Here is a 19606-nt window from a genome sequence, read left to right on the forward strand (position 1 = left end):
ATTTGAGTTTTGCATTATTATTTATCATGAAAATAATTAATTTCTCATTTATTAATTACTTTAGGATAAAGATTAATTTTACACTTTTTTTCCCTTCCCTCTTGCAAAAGAAAAATGTTCTCGTTACTATCCGCCGCGTTTTCATTCAATCAATTCACTGCAAGGAGGTTCATCATGACAACAATTAATCAAACTCTTTGCGGGCAGAACCAGAAATAGTCTTAGACGTTAAAAATCGTTTTAAACGTTAGTTCAGCTATCTTCTCAAAATTTGCCTGCTAATCACCTTATTTTTCACATTAAAAATGAGTTAATAGCTTATGGGCAATACCCTTCATTCTGTGGGCGAACATATCCGTTATATCGCGACAGAATCTACATGGATTGAAAGTAAAGCAATCCAGCAATTACAAATAACCGCTAATTTACCCGACATGGTTTCTGTGGTCGGCATGCCTGACTTACACCCTGGGCGTGGCTACCCAATTGGTGCTGCATTTTTCTCTGCTAAACGCTTCTATCCGGCGTTGGTGGGTAACGATATCGGCTGTGGCATGAGCCTGTTCCAAACCGATATTAAGCGTACCAAAGTTAACTTGGATAAGCTGGAAAAACAGCTATCTGAAATGACGGATCATGCACCATTGGAGTGGCTAGATGAGCACGTTCCTGAGTTCATGAAGTCCCATGTTTTTATGGCATCCCTCAGTTCCATTGGGGGCGGTAACCACTTTGCGGAATTCCAGTCCGTCGATAAAATCGTAAACCAAGCGCTGTTTGAGCAAAGCGGTCTTGATAAACAAAAATTATTGTTGCTCGTACACAGTGGCTCGCGTGGTTTAGGGCAATCCATTCTACGTCAACATCTTGAACAACATAGTCATAATGGGCTGGATGAGCAATCTGATGATGCTGAAATTTACCTCAACGCACACCAAGACGCACTACAGTTCGCACAAATCAACCGCCAATTAATTGGACTGCGGATGATGCAACAAGTTAAGACATCTGGAGAGCAGCGTTTCAGTCTCAATCATAATCTTGTAGAGCCATGTCGTATCGACGGTATTGACGGCTGGCTACACCGCAAAGGCGCCACACCATCAGATAGAGGTTTCGTGGTTATCCCCGGTTCTCGCGGCGATTACAGCTATTTAGTCGCACCGATTGCCAGTGATTTAAGCTTAAATTCCCTTGCCCATGGCGCAGGGCGAAAATGGATGCGAACGGAATGCAAAGGTCGTTTATCTCATCGTTATACGCCGTTACAGCTATCTCGCACCGCCTTGGGCAGTCGCGTTATTTGTGCAAACAAACAATTGATTTATGAAGAAGCACCACAATCCTATAAATCCATTGAGACCGTTATCGAAAGCATGGTAAACGTCGGCATCATTCAGGTTATTGCCCGCTTAGCGCCGGTGATCACCTATAAAACGAGCGGAGATTGCTAATGACATTATTACAATTTTCCTCAGCTCAAGGGCCGGATGAATGTTGCATCGCCGTGGAAAAAGCTTTTTCCTGCTTTTTAAAAGAGGCCGCTTTGTTAGATGTTCAAATTGATGTGTTGGAGTCTTTTCCCTCAAAACAGGGGTTAAAGTCCGTGTTAGTCTCCTTAGAGGGGAAACAGAGCGAGCAACTGGTCAACGTGTGGAGTGGAACCGTTCAATGGCAATGCCAAAGCCCCTTACGACCACGTCATAAACGCAAAAACTGGTTTATCAGCGTGATTGCATTTTCGCCTATCCAGCCTTTAGAAGAGAGTGAAATCGAATATGAATTTACGAAATCTCAAGGTGCCGGTGGCCAGCATGTGAATAAAACCTGTTCTGCGGTACGTGCCAAGCATGTCTCAACAGGGATTAGTGTGAAAGTCCAATCAGAGCGTAGCCAACATGCCAATAAGAGGCTAGCGAAAGAGTTAATCCATTGGAAGCTCAGTGAATTTCAATCTCAACAGAGAACGGATCTCGATAAACAACGTCATCATTCTCACTATCAGATTGAGCGTGGAAATGCATCAATAACGTTTGTTGGGAATGAGTTTAAACGAGTTAACTAAGTTATGGGGAGCCACAATATATCTGTGGTTCTCCAATTCACTACCTAGCAGCAGTACTGAGTACCAAGATAATAACTTTAAAATAAAGGGATTAATTTAAAAAAAACAAACTCATAGTTCATATACAACTTTTAGTTTTATTATTGGGATGATTAGTTTACAGCCCGCCCCTTTGCAGAGGCGGCATAGACGAGAAAGGGTTACAGTATTTTTTCGGTTAGAAACCAACCGGCAATACTTTCACGCTTTTGTTGGGTAGGCAGAACTTCATGGGGAAAATCTTCTGATAAGAAAAACACCATACGACCCGCTAGTGGTTCTAGCTTAAATAGCGCTTTATCTTGTAAATCATACATCACTAGCTCACCACCATCACCCAGTTGCCATGACTCATTCATATACAGTACCGTGGTGATTTTACGACGCCCTTGCCCTTTAAAATTATCCACATGTTTCTTATAAAACCCGCCATTTGGATATCGGCAAAAATGAGTCTCAAAATCACGCAATCCTAAAAATAACTGATAATTCAGCTCCTGACGCAGGCTTTCCATTTTATCCAGATAGCGGACAATTGGTGCCCCCATATTCGATTCGAGCCAAACAGTTTGGTCTCCACGTATCCCTTTATTGTCTTGTAATGTGTTCAGATAACCGATGCGTGCATCTTGCAACGTTTCGGGAATACATTGTTTAATAGCCTGTACGTCTGATAAATCAAGAAAATCATCCCACACATACCAACCTTGTGAGGCAAGTGAATCAATAAGTTTATCGATGGACATGATGAATCTAAGAGTGGTTATTAGGTGATATTTTATACTTTATTATCAGAAAAAATTAAAATTAAAAACGTGAATCTTGATGATTCAACAAATATATCGATGATTAATACTAAGAATAAGCTTTGATAAAATAATATTTATCACTTTGATATAAAAGTAAATATATCCCATTATAGATATTAAAGGGGCTCACCATAACAAGAGAGCCACCAGTCCAATCTACAAAATTCTAGGGTTAGTGTGTCGCTCCACACATAGCCGTTCTACCTAAGCATACTCGATGACTATTTAGTGTTTGATCCTGTATCGGAGTGTCTATACTTATCAATGAACTGCTTTCATCACTAGGTTTAAATCCTGAAATTTGTTCACTGATCAATAAATCTTCACCATGGGTAATATTCATTGATACCAACTTTTCATTATTCAGAACATTTTGTTTTTTCTGAATATAATCATTAATTAGCTCTTTTTTTAGCTCTGCAATTTCAGCTAATGCATTATTAATATGCTCAGACTCATTGTTTAGCTTAACAATGTTTCTTCTTATTGCGTTCGGCAGTGTATATTTATAATTATGCGACATTTTTTGTGACACTTTTGCAGCTAAAATTCGTTCCTTCCTTGCATCTAAAGCAATGTTATATTGATTTTCATTAATAGCATTATCTTGGCTATTAAACTCTTGATTATTTTTTCTATTATTAAATAATGCCTTATCTTTGAAGATGGTACTTTTCATTTCTGAAATAGAATTTAACGTAAGACCATATTTTTCTTTAAACGAATAGAATTTTGCATCTACAATAAACATTTTCATTTGATAGGCATTTATTATCCCATCTGATGAAATAGAAGTATCAAATTGATATTTAGATATTTCCCTTCCCATCTGTTTATCTAAGGAAGCCATTAATATATTAATTTTATCAATTCTATTTTCGACTGAGTTTAATAGACCACTTAATCTTTCATATTTTGAATAATTCAAATCAAAATCAATTTTCATGTATAAAAATCCCTTTAAAATAAAAAGAGCATGAATTTTATTTTAATACTTTAAAAATAACCAATTTATATTTAATATATTAAATAATAAAAATATAAATTAAATGAACATTAGTTTTAGTCACAATAATTTAATTGAAATTTTTATTTATATGAAAGGATGAAGCAGAAATTAAACATTATTTCTGCTTCATTTTACTCACAATAGCTAGATATTTTCTAGCCGTGCATAAGATGCCACCAGCCATTTAATCCCTTGCCCTTGAAAAGCAATTTGTAGACGACAATGCTCTCCACTACCTTCAAGATTGATAATGGTGCCTTCCCCGAATTTAGGGTGCATCACTCGCTGCCCTAATGCATAGCCAGAATCATTTTGGCTAATTGGCGTACCTAAACGTTGATGGCTAACAGGACGAGAAATTGTGGCTCTTAAGCGAACTTCTTCCACGCACTCCGTCGGCAGCTCACCAATAAACCGTGAAGGACGATGGTAAACTTCTTTACCATATAAGCGGCGGCTTTCTGCGTAAGTGATGGTCAGTTTTTCCATCGCACGGGTAATTCCCACATAAGCAAGGCGACGCTCTTCTTCAAGGCGACCACTTTCATCCATCGACATTTGGCTTGGGAACATGCCTTCTTCCACGCCCACCATAAATACAACAGGGAATTCCAGCCCTTTTGCTGAGTGAAGCGTCATTAGCTGTACGGCATCTTGGCTCACATCCGCCTGACTTTCACCAGATTCCAACGCAGCGTGAGATAAAAATGCCTGTAGTGGCATTAAGTCTTGGTCTTCATCTTGATAACTAAAATCACGGGTGGCGTTAACCAGCTCTTCCAAGTTTTCGATACGCGCTTGGGCTTTTTCCCCTTTTTCTTGCTCATACATCGCTCGCAGGCCTGAGTCCTTAATCACGCGATCAGCCTGAACATGCAGCGGCATATCTTGGGTTTCTTTAGCGAGGGCGTCGATTAATTCAAGGAAACGTTCAATAGAACTTGCAGCTCTTCCGCCGAGGACTTGCTCACGAAGTAAATACTCACAAGCTTCCCAGAGGGTTAACTGCTGGTCCCGTGCCGTTTGGCGAACCGTATCTAGCGTACGCTCACCAATTCCACGAGTTGGAGTATTCACAACGCGCTCGAAAGAGGCATCATCGTTACGGTTAGCAATTAATCTTAAATAAGATAATGCATCCTTAATTTCTTGGCGTTCAAAGAACCGTTGGCCACCATAAATCCGGTATGCCATAGCACTTTGAATTAACGCCTCTTCCAGCACACGGGATTGGGCGTTACTGCGATAAAGAATGGCGCAATCTTGCAATGCACCACCGTTTTCATGCCACTGCTTGATGCGCCCAACCACATAGCGAGCTTCATCTAATTCATTAAATGCACAATAGAGCGAAATTGGCTCACCATCACCGTCTTCCGTCCATAAATTCTTACCTAGACGGTCGCTGTTATTGGCGATCAGTGTGTTTGCTGCTTTCAAAATATTATTGGTAGAACGGTAATTTTGCTCAAGACGGATCGTTTCTGCGCCGGGGAAATCATTCAAGAAACGCTGAATATTTTCCACTTGAGCGCCTCGCCAACCATAAATAGATTGGTCATCATCCCCAACAATCATCACTTTACCCGTATCACCTGCCAATATGCGGATCCAAGCATATTGGATGCTATTGGTATCTTGAAACTCATCCACTAAGATATTGGTAAAACGTTCACGATAATGTTGTAGAACATGAGGCTTATTCAACCAGAGTTCATGTGCTCTTAGCAGTAATTCAGCAAAATCTACAAGCCCTGCACGGTCGCAAGCTTCTTGATAAGCTTGATACACTTTCTGCCAAGTTGCCTCAACTGGATTACCGTAACTTTCAATATGTTGAGGTCGTAATCCTTCATCTTTCTTACCGTTGATGTACCACATCCCTTGGCGGGGTGGCCATTGTTTTTCATCCAGATTCATGGCTTTGAGCAAACGGCGGATCAAGCGATATTGGTCATCACTGTCCAAAATTTGGAAGTCTTGTGGAAGATTCGCATCTAAATAATGCTGACGTAGCAGACGGTGAGCTAAACCATGGAAAGTACCAATCCACATCCCACCTTCACTAGTTCCGATTAAATGGTTGATACGATGACGCATTTCTGCGGCAGCTTTATTGGTAAATGTGACGGCCATAATCGAAAATGGAGATGCATTTTCCACCGACATTAGCCAAGCAATACGGTGTACTAATACGCGCGTTTTACCACTACCCGCACCCGCAAGTACCAGTAAATTAGTGCGCGGAGCAGCAACCGCTTCACGCTGTTTGTCATTAAGACCTTCGAGCAGATATGAGACGTCCATAGTTACCATCAAAGCAAAACAGTGGCTTACACCACTGTGAGGTTGCTGACAAAGAGGGATAAAAGCGTGGTTTTTCCCTCTTTGTGTTATCAGTCGAAAATCAATAAATTGATTTTCCTCGTTTATTTTCACACCCAAAAAGATCTGTTTCCAAGCCCTATAGGTCTGGAAACGATCTGACAGTGGCTTACACCACTGTGTTTTTATACAGAAAAAGGATTATACCAATGACAAGAGAGAAACCAACTTAGAAATTTCAACATGAGGTAATAAACGAACCTCTTTTTCTTCCATCAGAGTCTTATCACCAGTATTAATCCAGCATGCTTGCATCCCGCTATTAATTGCACCTTCAACATCTGTCAGTAAATTATCACCCACATGTAAAATGGCATTAGGCTCAAGATTTAAGCGTTGAGCAGCAAGGTGATACATATCGCAGAAAGGTTTTGAGCGCCCATCAGGACCCGCTTTTAACACAAATTCAAAATAGTCGCCCAATCCACAAGCTTGGGGTTCTGCATTTCCATTAGTGATCGCTACTAAAGGTAGCTTTTGTGCTAACTGAGCCAATATTTGATGCGTAGATTCAGGGACATGGATTTGATTACGCCAATAATTAAAATGCGCCATAATGTCATCCGCCCCTTTTAAAGCATCCTCTCTGCTATAACCATAATGGCACAGCATCATCTTAGCGGATAACCAACGCCAGCGCGTAATATCATGGCAAATACTGGGTTCTTGTTCTTCCACTAAATAGCGAAATGCATAAATGTCATCATTAGTGAAATGATGAAAGCGTGGGTCATATTCGCGAATAAAGCGTAAAACTTCAGCTTCTGTTTTATCAATCACCGGATGGTTATCGTATAAAGTGTCATCCAAATCAAAAGTGATGGCTTTTATGGGTGATAAAGGACGGTAAAAATGCATTACGATTTCTCCCTCTTTGCTCGCGGATGAGCCACATCATAAACACTGGCAAGATGTTGGAAATCAAGATGGGTATATATCTGCGTCGTGGAGAGGTTAGCATGACCTAATAGCTCCTGTACCCCACGTAAATTACCACTTGATTCGAGAATATGAGTAGCAAAAGAGTGGCGCAATTTATGGGGGTTAATATGGCTATTCACCCCTTGCTTAATTCCCCACTGTTCAAAACGCTTTTGCACGTTACGGTTAGAAATTCGTTTACCACTTTGTGTCGAAATAAAAACAGCACCGTCTTCAGGATCATAAAGTTCACGCATCTCTAACCAGCGCTTTAACCAGTTGACCGCCGTTTTTCCCATGGGGATCCGACGTTCTTTACTGCCTTTACCCATGACCCAAACCTCACCAGAATTCAGATCCAGATGCTTCACATCCAGCCCAACAAGTTCGGAAAGACGTAACCCCGCACCATACATCACCTCTAACATGGTTCTATCACGAACGACGAGAGGGTCACCGCTATCCATATTCAGCAATTGGGACACTTCGTCCACATCCATATTTTTGGGGAGACGCTTTTTGCCTTTCGGTGCATGAATAGTTTTAACGGGATTTGCGGGGAGTTCACCTTGCTCTACCATCCAATCGCAAAAACTACGCAGTGCAGACAAGCGAAGTGCCATACTTGCCGCTTGCAAACCTGTACGGCGACTTTTTGCGGCGACATTACGTCCGATCGCAATATCTAATTGTTGCCACTGGCTGACTTTAAGCTCATCAAGGATTTGGCAGACTGCGCTCAACTGTCGGCGATAATTAGTGATAGTCACAGGGCTTAGTCTACGTTCAACACGTAAATAACGTAAAAAGGCTTCCACTTGGGTCATCAGCCCTTCAGGCTGAGACTCTACAGACGTTCTATCCACTGGCATAATAACCTCGGTAGAATTTGAGCCACTTTCTCCAGCATCACTGTTCCCATTCCTTGTTGATAATGATCACGGTCACGGCTCGTGAAAATCACCATGCCAGACTCTCCGTGATGACCAAACAGTGAAATAGCGACCGACCCTACATTATGGGCATCTGGGAGTAATAACTGGATTTCTGGACCGTTTAAGCGCCCAAGATAATTAAGATTGCTACCAAACCGTTGAATTCTGACTGGCTCAAATACCCGTCGAGTTATCATCAAATCACATGCATCTAATGGGGCTGATAACCGCCAGCAATCGTTAAATAAGCGCACGGTTGCACCTGACAGCCCTAGTTTCTTCGCCCAACGATTTAACGAAAATAGCATTTCTCGCAAGCTACTTGCAGATGACATTTCAATGACTAAATAGAGAAGTTCATCGAACAGTTGTCCATTTTCATGGGCTTGTTCCACCATAAAACGGATATCTTGTTCAAGATTTTTGATTTTTTGACGCTGTGTACTCATCACCAATTCAGGTAGCGAAATGGCTTCCTGAACGGCATGAGGAACCTTGAGTTGTTCAGCAAGAGCCGCATTGCGGATGAAGAAATAAGGGTTTTGTTTTAAATATTGCACCACATCCTGCTCATCTATTCCATGAGCGATGTCTGGTACGCTTTCACTCTTCTCCATTATTTCCCTCTTTACTCAATCAAGATTAAATTTGGATCACTCCATCATAAACATGGGTTGCAGGACCAGTCATATATAACGGCGTACCAGGGCCATCCCAACTAATATCGAGAGAACCACCCGGCAAGTCGACACGAACTCGTTTCGATAGTAAACCTTGCCCAATACCGACTGCTACCGCAGCACACGCACCACTACCGCAGGCTTGTGTTTCCCCAGCGCCACGCTCATACACACGTAAACGAATATGTTCAGCACTAACGATTTCCATAAAACCGATATTTGCGCGCTCTGGGAATCTTTCGTGGCTTTCAAGTGCAGGACCTAATACCTCAACTTCTGCGGTCTGTACACTTTCCACTTGGACAACGCAATGGGGATTTCCCATTGAGACAACACCGCATAACACTGTACGTTCTTGCGCACGAATAATATAGGTCTTTTCTTCTTTTACCGCGCGAAATGGGACTTTTTGAGGCTCAAATTCTGGCTCCCCCATATTGACACACACATCATCATTTTCATTAATAGTGAGGGTCATTCGTCCAGATTGCGTGCTAACTTTAATTTTTTGTTTGTTCGTTAACCCTTTCAGGCGAACAAAGCGAGCGAAACAACGCGCACCATTTCCACACTGTGCAACTTCACTTCCATCAGCGTTAAAAATACGATAATGAAAGTCGAGATCCGGGTCATAAGGCGCTTCGACTAATAAAAGCTGGTCAAAACCGACTCCAGTATGCCTATCAGCAAGACGGCAAATCAGTTCTGGTGAGAAATAGACATTCTGAGTAACGCCATCGACCACCATAAAATCATTGCCTAAACCATGCATTTTTGAGAACTGCATTTCACGTTCCATAACAGCGGCTTACTGTTTATTCGTAGCCGCAGCAGGCTCTTGGGTCGAGCTGCTTGGCGCTTTAGCTTGAGGTGCTGATTTTGCTGGAGTCTCAACGCTTTCTTCAGGCGGAAAATACAGAGGGCCCTTTAAGCCACAGCCAGTTAGGGTGAATAAAACGATCAGTGCACTAAGCCCAAATAAACTTTTTTTCATTGTGTTTCGCCTGTAAGACTAAATTTTGAGATCTGATATTTCACACAGTAACAGGTGTCGCTTTTCAAATCACGCCTGTTTATCAAACATATTAATATTATATACGTTAAATAATTCAAATGGCATCTCGGCATTCGAGAATGACGAGTTTGACCCTTGAACCTATTCAACCCTATAATTTCGGCTAAATAAAAATATAAACAGGAAACAGACTATGAACGATAGTGAATTTCATCAGTTAGCAGAGCAATTACTGAGTTCAATTGAAGAGCATATTGATAATTATGATGGCGATGCCGATATTGATAGCGAAATCAATGGTGGCGTTATGACGCTAAGCTTCGAAGATGGCAGTAAAATTATCATCAACAAACAAGAAGCTTTTCACCAAATCTGGTTAGCGACTAAACAAGGCGGCTATCACTATAATTATCAAGATGGTAAGTGGATTTGCGACCGTTCTGGTCAAGAATTTCTATCGATGCTAGGTAATGCGATTACCTTCCAAAGCCACACTCCATTTTCTTTTTAATTGCACAGACAGAGGCTAATTAATCCGCTCTGTCTGCGGTTAAAATAATAGAAAATTAGTAATATTGTGCGTGCTGAGGCTGAGTTTGATTCTGTTGAGGCGCATGATCTATCTCATGTTCATCTTCTGGCGTAAATGGCCATGTGGCGCCCGAAAAAGCCGTTACTTGGCTTTTGCCATCCTGGACGACAATTTGGTAAAACTGAGGTAGATTGAAGTTGATAAAATTCGCCCCATAAGTAAAACGGTCATGGGAAGACGAGTAGAATTTGCTGACATCGCGAACTAAATCTTCTTTTGAGCCTTCACAATGGGAATAAATCTCCACGCGATTGGCCTCATCCAGTACATAAATATTAAAGCCGGTATTATCAGGGGTATTTTCAAAGAAAAATTGGACAATACCTTCACTGGCATAACCATCCACAACCGCAGGTAGAGAGTTATCCCCTTTGGCTTGTAACTTCACTGGCCAGCCATGCAATTTGTTATGGGAAATAGCACCATAGAATTCCACTGCATTTTCCAATTTTTGCACAGAGACATTCAAACGCTCAAAGAATAGCCCCCATGTTTGCCCAGCAATTCGTAATGCTTTGAAGCGACCAGGCTCATTACGGTTACTGGATAAACGCAATTCAACACACTCAGAAACTAATTGTTGTACACGAGTACGAATCAACCCACGCAAATGCTCGCTATAGCAGAAGACTTCTACGGCTTCTGGTGGCGCTGCATCCTGATGCATTTTGCCTAAAATCGTTTTAAGCGCTTCGAGCATGCACTGTTCACCACTGAAATGCAGGGTACGCACTTCATTCCATGAATTGCGGTACAACAAGTCAATGCTACCAATTAAGCAATTTTGAGATTCACCAAAACTAAAAATATCCAGCTTTCTGAAATCCACATGTACTACTTGCTCAGAATAAACCTGTGTAGGATCTTTTTCTAAGTTAACAATAATGGCTAAATGGCGGATTTCACAAGGGCTATACAGCGCTTTGGGTGTCGGTGCTGGCAATCTAATTGGGAAGTGGCTAGAAACGTCATGCATTAACTCAAGTAGCTTACGTTCATCACACTGCGATTTACCATGGTGCATATACACTTGGGTATTTTCAGTCAGTAACCCATTAAAATACGCCCACGCCACCAGTTTATTCAGATAACGGTTATATTCTAATGGTTGATGCCCAATAATCGCATCGACCTGTGGAGCTTGATTGTATAAGTACCATCCACTACGATTTGCACGCCCTTCGGGTACATAAATAAACGTCAGGTGCTGTTCACTAAGATCTGGAGAAATTTGAGGATTCACCAGTGTTACTTTACCTGGCAGTGCTTCAAATGCAGCATATAACTTACGGGTTAATACCCCAATATCCTGAGGGCTAGCACTAACACTTAAATTATTACGGCGAGCAAAGCGGATCAAGTTACGATAGCTTTGCATCATGGTATCGAGTAGCTCATTGTGCGCTTCACGAACACGCTCAATTTTCCATTGATTACGGCTGTCTAATACCGCTAAACGCTCTGCACTCCATCCCCACGATTCCACTAATTGGGAAAGCACATCACGACGCCAGCCTGAGCATTGATCTCCGTCATCTTCAGAAAGTTTTTCGCAGACTTTCAGATAAAAGCAGCGGCGAATTAAATCTAAACGCGTTAAATCGTTAATTTCCGTTAGATAACGAGTCACACGCTCTAACATCAAACAATAGGAATCTAGCCCATAACAGACAATTTCACCGGCATGTAAGTGGCGCTTGAACTCCATTGCCAATAATTTACCGTTGGGATAATCCCATGAGTAAGACTCTAAAAGGATACTTTTTAATACCGCTTTATAGGGGGAATCGACACTTTTATACAGTTGCCATAAACTCGCACCAAAGTACTCAGCCGCAGAAAGCTCACCCAAACCACCTAAATCTAGCCACTCATTAGGCGTGAGAACTCCTTGCGCATACAATCCCATGACATATTCATCGTAGTGATGCTCTTCTTCAACAGGAACCATCGTCCATAACAGACGTTTTCCCGCCATACGAACAGCGGTACGATAAAACTCATCCAATAACAGGATATGCTGGGTTGAACCGCAATCTTCACCACCAATATGCCCGCTGGCATTATGGCGAAAACGGTTTTCATCGATTAAAAAGACTGTAACATCAATCCCTAAAGATGCAGCCCACTGCTCGATAAGCGTACATTTTTTCTGTAGAAGGCGTTTTTCATCATGGTCTAACCACGATGGATGGCAAACCCAAACATCGATATCAGAACAGTGACTTTGCCCTATAGATGAAGTGCTCCCCATAGAATAAATGCCTGTAATAGGCAGTTCACCGTTGGCTTGGTTGTCTATTGGGAGGAAGCGTTCGAATTGTTCCAGCCATTTAAGCTGATCGGAATCTGGAGAGAAAAAACACACGCCATGAGGGACATTGCCTTCAATATAACCTGGCATCATTGGATGATGATAATGAAACAAAACAGGCAATAGGCTATAAACCTTCGAAAAGGTTTCGCTCATAGATGCCGTCGCGCGCTCCAACCGAAGCTGGTTTATCGCATCAAGTCTTTGTTTTAAAGTTTCAATATAGAGGTACAAAGGTTACGCCTGACTGAATGAATGTAATGACATTCCTGGGATTTTTCCCAGCACCCAACAGATAGAGAAAAACTTAAATTACTTTTCAAATGAATTGTCGGAAACGTGATCAATTTAACACCTTGCAGCAAAAGGGTAAAGTAGATCACATTATTTTTCCCGCTGATTTTTAGTACAAATAATTTTTCAACATATTGTATAAAAAGACTTTTTATTTTTGTAATGGTGAAATATCCCTTGTTTTTCAATGGAATAATATCATCCTTTGATATTGTACAATTCAAAATCAATTTTATAGGGCATTAAGTTCAATGCGCACAGGGTCTACGCTTGCACGCTTCAACAAAACGTTGAGAAAATTCGGACTGGTAAGACCTAATAAATAGCACAAATAGCTAAATGAATTTGCTAGATAGATCCTTTTTTTATCTGTTTTTTCCTTTTTCGAGTATCGAAATCCCCCTTTTAAAGAAAATTTAACTCGCCACGCACATCAAAGAATGATGCCCTAAAAATGCTTATCCAGTGAGCAACTGGAAAAATGACCGCTAACATGTTAAAACTAACGCCAAATATATGGTTAATCTGCGGCAATATTCGCCAGAGAAAACAGTGAAATGACTTCAACAAATATCGTACGTATCGCGACACGCAAGAGCCCTCTCGCCTTATGGCAAGCCTATTTTGTGAAAGCAAAATTAGAGCAGCTGCATCCTAATTTACAGGTTGAGCTTGTGCCGATGGTCACCAAAGGCGATATCATTTTAGATACTCCACTAGCCAAAGTGGGTGGAAAAGGCTTATTTGTCAAAGAATTAGAGCTTGCATTATTAGAAGGTCGTGCTGATATTGCCGTACATTCCATGAAGGATGTGCCTGTTGAATTTCCTGAGGGTTTAGGCTTAGTAACCATTTGTGAGCGAGAAGATCCTCGGGATGCTTTCGTATCAAATCACTACGCCAATATTGACGAATTACCCGCCGGTAGCATTGTGGGTACTTCGAGCCTACGCCGCCAGTGCCAACTGAAAGAACTACGCCCAGATTTAGTCATTCGTGACTTACGAGGTAATGTCGGCACTCGCCTATCAAAATTGGATAACGGCGAATATGACGCAATTATCTTGGCCGTTGCAGGGTTAAAACGCTTAGAGCTTGACGAACGAATTAAAACCGCCTTAGAACCAGAGCTGTCTCTTCCTGCAGTCGGTCAGGGTGCTGTCGGTATCGAATGCCGTCTTGATGACCAGCGTACTCGCGATTTGCTCGCTAAACTTAATCATGATGAAACATCTATTTGTGTTTTAGCGGAACGCGCAATGAATATGCGCCTAGAAGGCGGCTGCCAAGTTCCCATCGGTAGCTATGCCATTTGGCAAGATAACAAAATTTGGTTACGTGCATTAGTCGGCGCGCCAGATGGTAGCACCGTAATACGAGGCGAACGTCTCGTCGAACCTGAACACGCGACTCAAGCGGGCATCGCCTTAGCCGAAGAATTACTGGATAAAGGTGCCCGTGAAATTCTTGCAGAAGTCTATAAAGGGAATCCACCTGCATGAGAGTCCTTGTTACTCGCCCCGAGCCATCCGGTTCGGAGCTAATAACAGCAATCAATGCAACAGGGAACGAAGCCTATGCCTCCCCTCTGATTAAAATCGGTGCGGGTGCAGAGTTAAATTTACTATCACAGCACCTTGATGGATTATCAGAAAATGACCTCGTTTTTCTTTTATCCAAAAATGCAGTCTGGTATGCGAATTTAAGATTGCAACAAACAGGACGGAACTGGTCAGATAAGTTATCCTATTATGGTATAGGTCGCTCAACAGGGCACTATTTTCAGCAAATTACAGGTAAACCAATCCGCTGGGCTGAAAGTGGAGAAACCAGTGAAGTGTTACTGACACATCCTGATCTCCAATGTTTAGCAGGAAAACGCGCTTTGCTACTGCGCGGGAATGGGGGACGAGAACTGCTCGCCTCAACATTAAAAGCCCGGGATGCTGAAGTCGATTATTGCGAATGCTATGCAAGACACCCAGTGCAATACGACAAGATAGAATTCAACCAAAAATGGTTTCACGCTGATATCACTGACATCGTGATTACCAGTGGTCAAATGTTAGCTTTACTTAACGAATTACTCGCTGAAAACATGAAACAATGGTGGTTTTCCCGCCGACTGCTGGTTGTCAGCGAACGAATTGCAGAGCAGGCTCGCCAAAATGGCTGGCGCAGAGTTTGCGTATCCAATAGCGCAGATAATTCTGCTTTGCTTGAAGCATTAATTTCAACCGACATGGGATGCTAATTTATGACGGAACAAGACAAAACAGCCGACAAGGTTAACGATGAAGAAGTGAGCACGGAGAAACAGGATACTCACCAAACCTCCACATCCTCAAAGCAAAAACGTTCTGGTCTTGCAGTCAGTGCGATCGCCATTGCGATCCTCGTCGTTATAGGCGGCGGAATGTACTATTTTACTCAACAAAGTAATTCGCAATTAGTCCATGATAATAACCAACTCAAGCAGCAAATTAGTGAGTTAATCGAACAGCAAAATGCAGACCGGCAGCGTGTCGATGCGCTGATTTCAACAAATACAGAATTGAAAAATCATGCGCGCGACTATGAAGAGCAACTCAATCGTCGGATGCAAGAACTGCAAGCCCACGTGACTTCCCTCTCCAGTTCTGATGTCAAAAATTGGCTGATCGCGCAAGCAGATTTCATGGTAAAAATGGCCGGTCGTAAACTGTGGAATGACCATGATCCTGTAACCGCAGCGGTGCTATTAAAAAGTGCCGATACCAGCCTTGCAGAAATGAATGACCCAAGTTTGCTGGATGTTCGTAAAGCCATTTCTAGTGATATGGCTCGCTTAGCTGCCATCAACCAAATCGATTACGATGGGATTATCCTACGTTTAAATCAACTCAGTAATGAGGTGGATAATCTGCGTCTTGCCGATCTCAATAATGGTGATGCCCCAGAAGAAGCGAATACGGATATCAGTGAAGATATTTCAGATTGGCAACAAAATTTAGCACGCAGCTGGAAAAGTTTTACCAGTGACTTTATTACCGTACGTGCCCGTGATGGTTCTGAAGCTCCATTACTCGCGCCCAACCAAGATATTTATCTGCGTGAAAATATCCGCTCTCAGCTATTAATTGCGGCGCAAGCCGTACCTCGCTATCAAGAAGAAACGTACAAACAATCTCTTGAACAAGCATCAACATGGGTACGCGCTTACTTTGATGTCGAAGCACCTGCAACTAAAGCATTTTTAACGGAATTGGATGACCTAATTAATCAACCAATAGATGTAGACATGCCTGAATCATTAGAGAGCCAAGCGAAACTCGAAAAACTGATGCAAACCCGTGTACGCAATTTACTCTCACAGTCGGATAATCCTGCGGGTGAAGCTGTCGATGCCGCAGCGCAAGCAGTAAAAAAAGAGAGTGACATCGCTGCTGATGCCGCCATTCCAGCTGACGCTCAAACTCACACCGAAACACCGGAAGTTGCCGCAGCAGCGCCAGTTACTGACGCGGCGAAATCCCCTGAGAATAAGGGGTAATTATGATTAAAGTATTTATTCTCTTTATCGTCTTAATTGCGGGAGTGATCTTAGGTCCACTACTTGCTGGGCATCAGGGTTACGTATTTATTCGCACTGACGATTACGACATCACAACCAGTGTGACTAGCCTAGTCCTCTGTTTTATCCTGCTACAGTTTGTGCTGCTATTCCTTGGATGGTGTTACCGCCGTTTTATGAGTACAACATCCCGCACTAAAGGTTGGTTAACTGGCCATAAATACCATAAAGCACATACTCAAACCCAAAAAGCATTATTGAAGCTTGCTGAAGGGGACTTAGAGCAAGTTGAGAAATTAATGAGTAAGCACGCTGACTATTCTCAACAGCCCGTAATTAACTACCTGATGGCCGCAGAAGCAGCTCAACAGCGGGGTGACAGCTACCGCACTCACCAATACTTAGATCGTGCTGCGGAAGCGGCAGGCCGAGACCAACTGCCCGTGGATATTAGCCGAGTACGAATTCAGCTTGCTGAAGGTGAAATTTATGCGGCACGTAATGGTATCGACCGACTCCTTGAGCAAGCGCCACGCCACCCTGCCATTTTACGTTTAGCAGAACAAGCCTACTTAAGTTCAGGTGCCTATCAAGCGTTAATAGAATTACTGCCTATTATGGCAAAAGTTCAGTTACACAGTGAAGATGAACTAGAGTTATTAAAACTTAAAGCTTACAAAGGGTTAATGAACCAATTTATGGCTGAAAGTGGCAGTGATGGCTTGAAAAAATGGTGGAAAAATCAGCCACGGAAAGTGCGCCATGAAATTCCTCTGCAAGCTTTTTTAGCGGAACATTTAATTGAATGTGGCGATACAGTTAGCGCAGAAAAAATAATCGTAGATGGCTTGAAGCAGCAATATGATGAGCGTCTGTTGCTGTTGGTTCCAAAACTCAACAGTGAACAACCAGAAGTCATAGAAAAAATATTGCTGGGCTTAGTTAAGCATGCTGGAGCCACTGCACTATTAAATAGCACGTTAGGGCAGATTGCCCTACAACATGCTCAGTGGGAAAAAGCAGAAAGCTACTTTAAAGCTGCATTAGCACAGCGCTTCGATGCATACGATGCTGCATGGCTGGCAGATGCCTATGATAAACTTCATAAACCAAATGAAGCTGCGAAAATCCGTCAGGAAGCGCTCACCCACTCATTAAAAAGTGATCGAACCAAATCCTAGCATCCCACATAACTCTATTTTCGCACCAAGCTCCTCCTAATAAGAGGAGCTTTTTTATCGCTTATGTTCCATTCTTCACTTAGCTATCTTGATTAGATAATTAAAATAAGCATCTTTTTATTAGTACGCTCTATGATAATTAAGTAATCATTCAATAGTCGCAGCAAACCATTTATTGCTATGTTATAAAAGAGATACATCGTGTATAAATGATCGTATACATTTCCGCTTTGAATAAATTCAGGATAGAGACATGAATGTAGTTAAAACTCTCTGGCATTGGATTGTGGCGAGCCAAAATCGCTTACAGATCTTTTTTGACCTGCTGCTACTGATTTTGTCCCCATTTATTTTTATTTCGATAATTGGCTTCAATACCGCAGATCTCAACAAAGATATCTTTATTATTACCTTCATTATTATCGCCTATACCTACGTGACCCGCTGGATCAGTAAATGGTTAAGCAAAGAGAAGAGCGCGTAATATTAGAATGGTGAATCTTCCCTAACCAATTTAAAAATTGTTAGGGAAGTCAATCCGTACTGAAAGCAAAAAAAAACACCTGCCGAAGCAGGTGTAAATATACAATCAGGTCTACAGACGGATGGTGCCTCACTCAACGTTTCGCCCGTTCGCTGATGGTAAGAGGATTAGCTCTTGATCATCTAAATTGGACAATAGGCACCGTATAATCGGCTTTGCGTCATCCCTTGGTTTATGAAGCTAGGCTGTCATAATAAGTGGGATGAGCATCTACAAAGTTAATAATGCAGAATGCATGCCAACTTCATTAAAATTCATAATTTTTCTTTTTTTCATCTGTATCTCTGTAGTTTTAAACATAATTTCTCTTTTATACTCTTTATGATTTTTTAATACCCATTTCATACCCTCCCCCCTTCAGTTCGATTCAGCTATTCCGTCTCAATTTAGAGACAGCTTATAATAACTATCATTTTATTTATATAAATCAATGGGTAATATGTCTCTTTTTGGAGACAACAAAAGGTGGGTTTGTATCAGATCTGAGACAATATTTTTTTCATATATAAATCAATATATTATCCATACACATGAATAGTAATGATTCTTGTTAAACTGTAATCCATTGGGGTCACTGTAGACATGAAAAAAAATCAAATAATAAATAAAAAGGGATAAATAAAAAGCTAGAAGGGAAAAGAAGAAGGAAAATTTTTGGCGTATAAAACAAAAACCCCGCTCAATTGAGCGGGGTTCTCTAAATTGGTCGGCGAGAGAGGATTCGAACCTCCGACCCACTGGTCCCAAACCAGTTGCGCTACCAAGCTGCGCTACTCGCCGAAATTTTACTGCGCTAGGCAGTGACTCCATACATTCTTTTCGTGGTGCGAAAGGGGGGACTTGAACCCCCACGTCCATAGGACACTAACACCTGAAGCTAGCGCGTCTACCAATTCCGCCACCCTCGCAATATCACAAAAAAAATGGGGTGGCTAATGGGACTCGAACCCACGACAACTGGAATCACAATCCAGGGCTCTACCAACTGAGCTATAGCCACCATAACTTCACTTATTTCAAAGCGTTGTCATAGTACAACATGCAACTTCATTTTGCCACCGTAGCTTGTCACCATTTGATGGTGCGCCCGACAGGATTCGAACCTGAGACCTCTGCCTCCGGAGGGCAGCGCTCTATCCAGCTGAGCTACGGGCGCTTAACGCCGTTGCGGGAGAGGATAGTACGGATTTATCCTCCTGCTGTCTAGTCCTTTTTGCAATAAAAATATCGATTGCTTGCCTTTTATTCATTTTGTCGAGAAAGAGAGCAT

Annotated in this window: 18 protein-coding genes and 4 tRNA genes; 8 read left to right on the top strand and 14 right to left on the bottom strand. The window is 41.9% G+C overall.

Annotated elements, in window-relative coordinates:
* The first annotated feature begins 320 nt into the window (after positions 1-320).
* Both PROVRUST_RS09540 and prfH read left to right on the top strand, forming a co-directional pair.
* Complete coding sequence (locus tag PROVRUST_RS09540) at positions 321-1454, top strand: RNA ligase RtcB family protein (RefSeq protein ID WP_006814586.1); 1134 nt, start codon at positions 321-323, stop codon at positions 1452-1454.
* Positions 1454-2065, top strand: a complete 612-nt coding sequence (gene prfH, locus PROVRUST_RS09545) for a peptide chain release factor H (protein WP_006814587.1) — start codon at positions 1454-1456, stop codon at positions 2063-2065. The genes PROVRUST_RS09540 and prfH overlap by 1 nt, the downstream gene beginning before the upstream one ends.
* 200 nt (positions 2066-2265) lie before the next feature.
* Here the strand turns inward: prfH and PROVRUST_RS09550 are convergent, their stop codons facing one another.
* The 8 genes from PROVRUST_RS09550 to lptM form a co-directional block, all read right to left on the bottom strand.
* A complete protein-coding gene (locus tag PROVRUST_RS09550) occupies positions 2266-2850 on the bottom strand; it encodes a 2OG-Fe(II) oxygenase (protein ID WP_006814588.1) in 585 nt (194 codons plus the stop codon).
* Between the two features lie 235 nt (positions 2851-3085).
* The gene (locus PROVRUST_RS09555) at positions 3086-3859 is read right to left on the bottom strand and encodes a hypothetical protein (RefSeq protein ID WP_006814589.1); all 774 of its coding nucleotides are present in this window, start codon (positions 3857-3859) and stop codon (positions 3086-3088) included.
* Positions 3860-4066: 207 nt separating this feature from the next.
* Positions 4067-6229, bottom strand: a complete 2163-nt coding sequence (gene uvrD / locus PROVRUST_RS09560; protein ID WP_039854886.1) for a DNA helicase II — start codon at positions 6227-6229, stop codon at positions 4067-4069.
* A 219-nt stretch (positions 6230-6448) separates the two neighbouring features.
* Positions 6449-7165, bottom strand: a complete 717-nt coding sequence (gene yigB, locus PROVRUST_RS09565) for a 5-amino-6-(5-phospho-D-ribitylamino)uracil phosphatase YigB (RefSeq protein ID WP_006814591.1) — start codon at positions 7163-7165, stop codon at positions 6449-6451.
* Positions 7165-8100 carry a tyrosine recombinase XerC gene (gene xerC, locus PROVRUST_RS09570; protein ID WP_006814592.1) on the bottom strand — a complete coding sequence of 312 codons (936 nt, stop codon included), beginning with the start codon at positions 8098-8100 and terminating at the stop codon, positions 7165-7167. Before xerC ends, yigB begins: the two co-directional genes overlap by 1 nt.
* Positions 8076-8780 carry a DUF484 domain-containing protein gene (locus PROVRUST_RS09575; RefSeq protein ID WP_006814593.1) on the bottom strand — a complete coding sequence of 235 codons (705 nt, stop codon included), beginning with the start codon at positions 8778-8780 and terminating at the stop codon, positions 8076-8078. The genes xerC and PROVRUST_RS09575 overlap by 25 nt, the downstream gene beginning before the upstream one ends.
* 25 nt (positions 8781-8805) lie before the next feature.
* Positions 8806-9630, bottom strand: a complete 825-nt coding sequence (dapF, locus tag PROVRUST_RS09580) for a diaminopimelate epimerase (RefSeq protein ID WP_039854887.1) — start codon at positions 9628-9630, stop codon at positions 8806-8808.
* Between the two features lie 21 nt (positions 9631-9651).
* Positions 9652-9837 (bottom strand): LPS translocon maturation chaperone LptM, encoded by a 186-nt coding sequence (gene lptM, locus PROVRUST_RS09585; RefSeq protein WP_006814595.1) that lies wholly within the window; start codon positions 9835-9837, stop codon positions 9652-9654.
* A 214-nt stretch (positions 9838-10051) separates the two neighbouring features.
* Between lptM and cyaY the strand changes: the two genes are divergently transcribed.
* The gene (cyaY, locus tag PROVRUST_RS09590; RefSeq protein ID WP_006814596.1) at positions 10052-10369 is read left to right on the top strand and encodes an iron donor protein CyaY; all 318 of its coding nucleotides are present in this window, start codon (positions 10052-10054) and stop codon (positions 10367-10369) included.
* A gap of 55 nt (positions 10370-10424) precedes the next feature.
* Here the strand turns inward: cyaY and PROVRUST_RS09595 are convergent, their stop codons facing one another.
* On the bottom strand, positions 10425-12998 hold the full coding sequence (locus PROVRUST_RS09595; protein ID WP_039854888.1) for a class I adenylate cyclase: 2574 nt from the start codon (positions 12996-12998) through the stop codon (positions 10425-10427).
* A 617-nt stretch (positions 12999-13615) separates the two neighbouring features.
* On the opposite strand from PROVRUST_RS09595, the gene hemC reads away from it, so the two are divergent.
* The 5 genes from hemC to PROVRUST_RS09620 all read left to right on the top strand — a co-directional run bounded on the left by hemC (position 13616) and on the right by PROVRUST_RS09620 (position 18276).
* Entirely contained in the window at positions 13616-14560 is a 945-nt protein-coding gene (gene hemC / locus PROVRUST_RS09600) for a hydroxymethylbilane synthase (protein ID WP_006814599.1), read from the top strand.
* Positions 14557-15312: a uroporphyrinogen-III synthase gene (locus PROVRUST_RS09605; protein ID WP_006814600.1), complete on the top strand. Its 756-nt coding sequence runs from the start codon at positions 14557-14559 to the stop codon at positions 15310-15312. The genes hemC and PROVRUST_RS09605 overlap by 4 nt, the downstream gene beginning before the upstream one ends.
* Before the next feature lie 3 nt (positions 15313-15315).
* Positions 15316-16590 (top strand): uroporphyrinogen-III C-methyltransferase, encoded by a 1275-nt coding sequence (gene hemX, locus PROVRUST_RS09610; RefSeq protein ID WP_006814601.1) that lies wholly within the window; start codon positions 15316-15318, stop codon positions 16588-16590.
* A gap of 2 nt (positions 16591-16592) precedes the next feature.
* Positions 16593-17792, top strand: a complete 1200-nt coding sequence (hemY, locus tag PROVRUST_RS09615; protein ID WP_006814602.1) for a protoheme IX biogenesis protein HemY — start codon at positions 16593-16595, stop codon at positions 17790-17792.
* Between the two features lie 253 nt (positions 17793-18045).
* On the top strand, positions 18046-18276 hold the full coding sequence (locus tag PROVRUST_RS09620) for a DUF4014 domain-containing protein (RefSeq protein ID WP_006814603.1): 231 nt from the start codon (positions 18046-18048) through the stop codon (positions 18274-18276).
* A gap of 270 nt (positions 18277-18546) precedes the next feature.
* Here PROVRUST_RS09620 and PROVRUST_RS20335 read toward each other — a convergent pair whose 3' ends face one another.
* The 5 genes from PROVRUST_RS20335 to PROVRUST_RS09640 form a co-directional block, all read right to left on the bottom strand.
* The gene (locus PROVRUST_RS20335; protein WP_006814604.1) at positions 18547-18681 is read right to left on the bottom strand and encodes a hypothetical protein; all 135 of its coding nucleotides are present in this window, start codon (positions 18679-18681) and stop codon (positions 18547-18549) included.
* A gap of 358 nt (positions 18682-19039) precedes the next feature.
* Positions 19040-19116 (bottom strand) — tRNA-Pro (locus tag PROVRUST_RS09625).
* Positions 19117-19158: 42 nt separating this feature from the next.
* Positions 19159-19244 (bottom strand) — tRNA-Leu (locus tag PROVRUST_RS09630).
* A 16-nt stretch (positions 19245-19260) separates the two neighbouring features.
* Positions 19261-19336, bottom strand: a tRNA-His gene (locus tag PROVRUST_RS09635).
* A 79-nt stretch (positions 19337-19415) separates the two neighbouring features.
* A tRNA-Arg gene (locus tag PROVRUST_RS09640) sits at positions 19416-19492 on the bottom strand.
* Positions 19493-19606: the final 114 nt, after the last annotated feature.

Source organism: Providencia rustigianii DSM 4541 (assembly GCF_000156395.1).
GTDB classification, from domain to species: Bacteria; Pseudomonadota; Gammaproteobacteria; order Enterobacterales; family Enterobacteriaceae; genus Providencia; species Providencia rustigianii.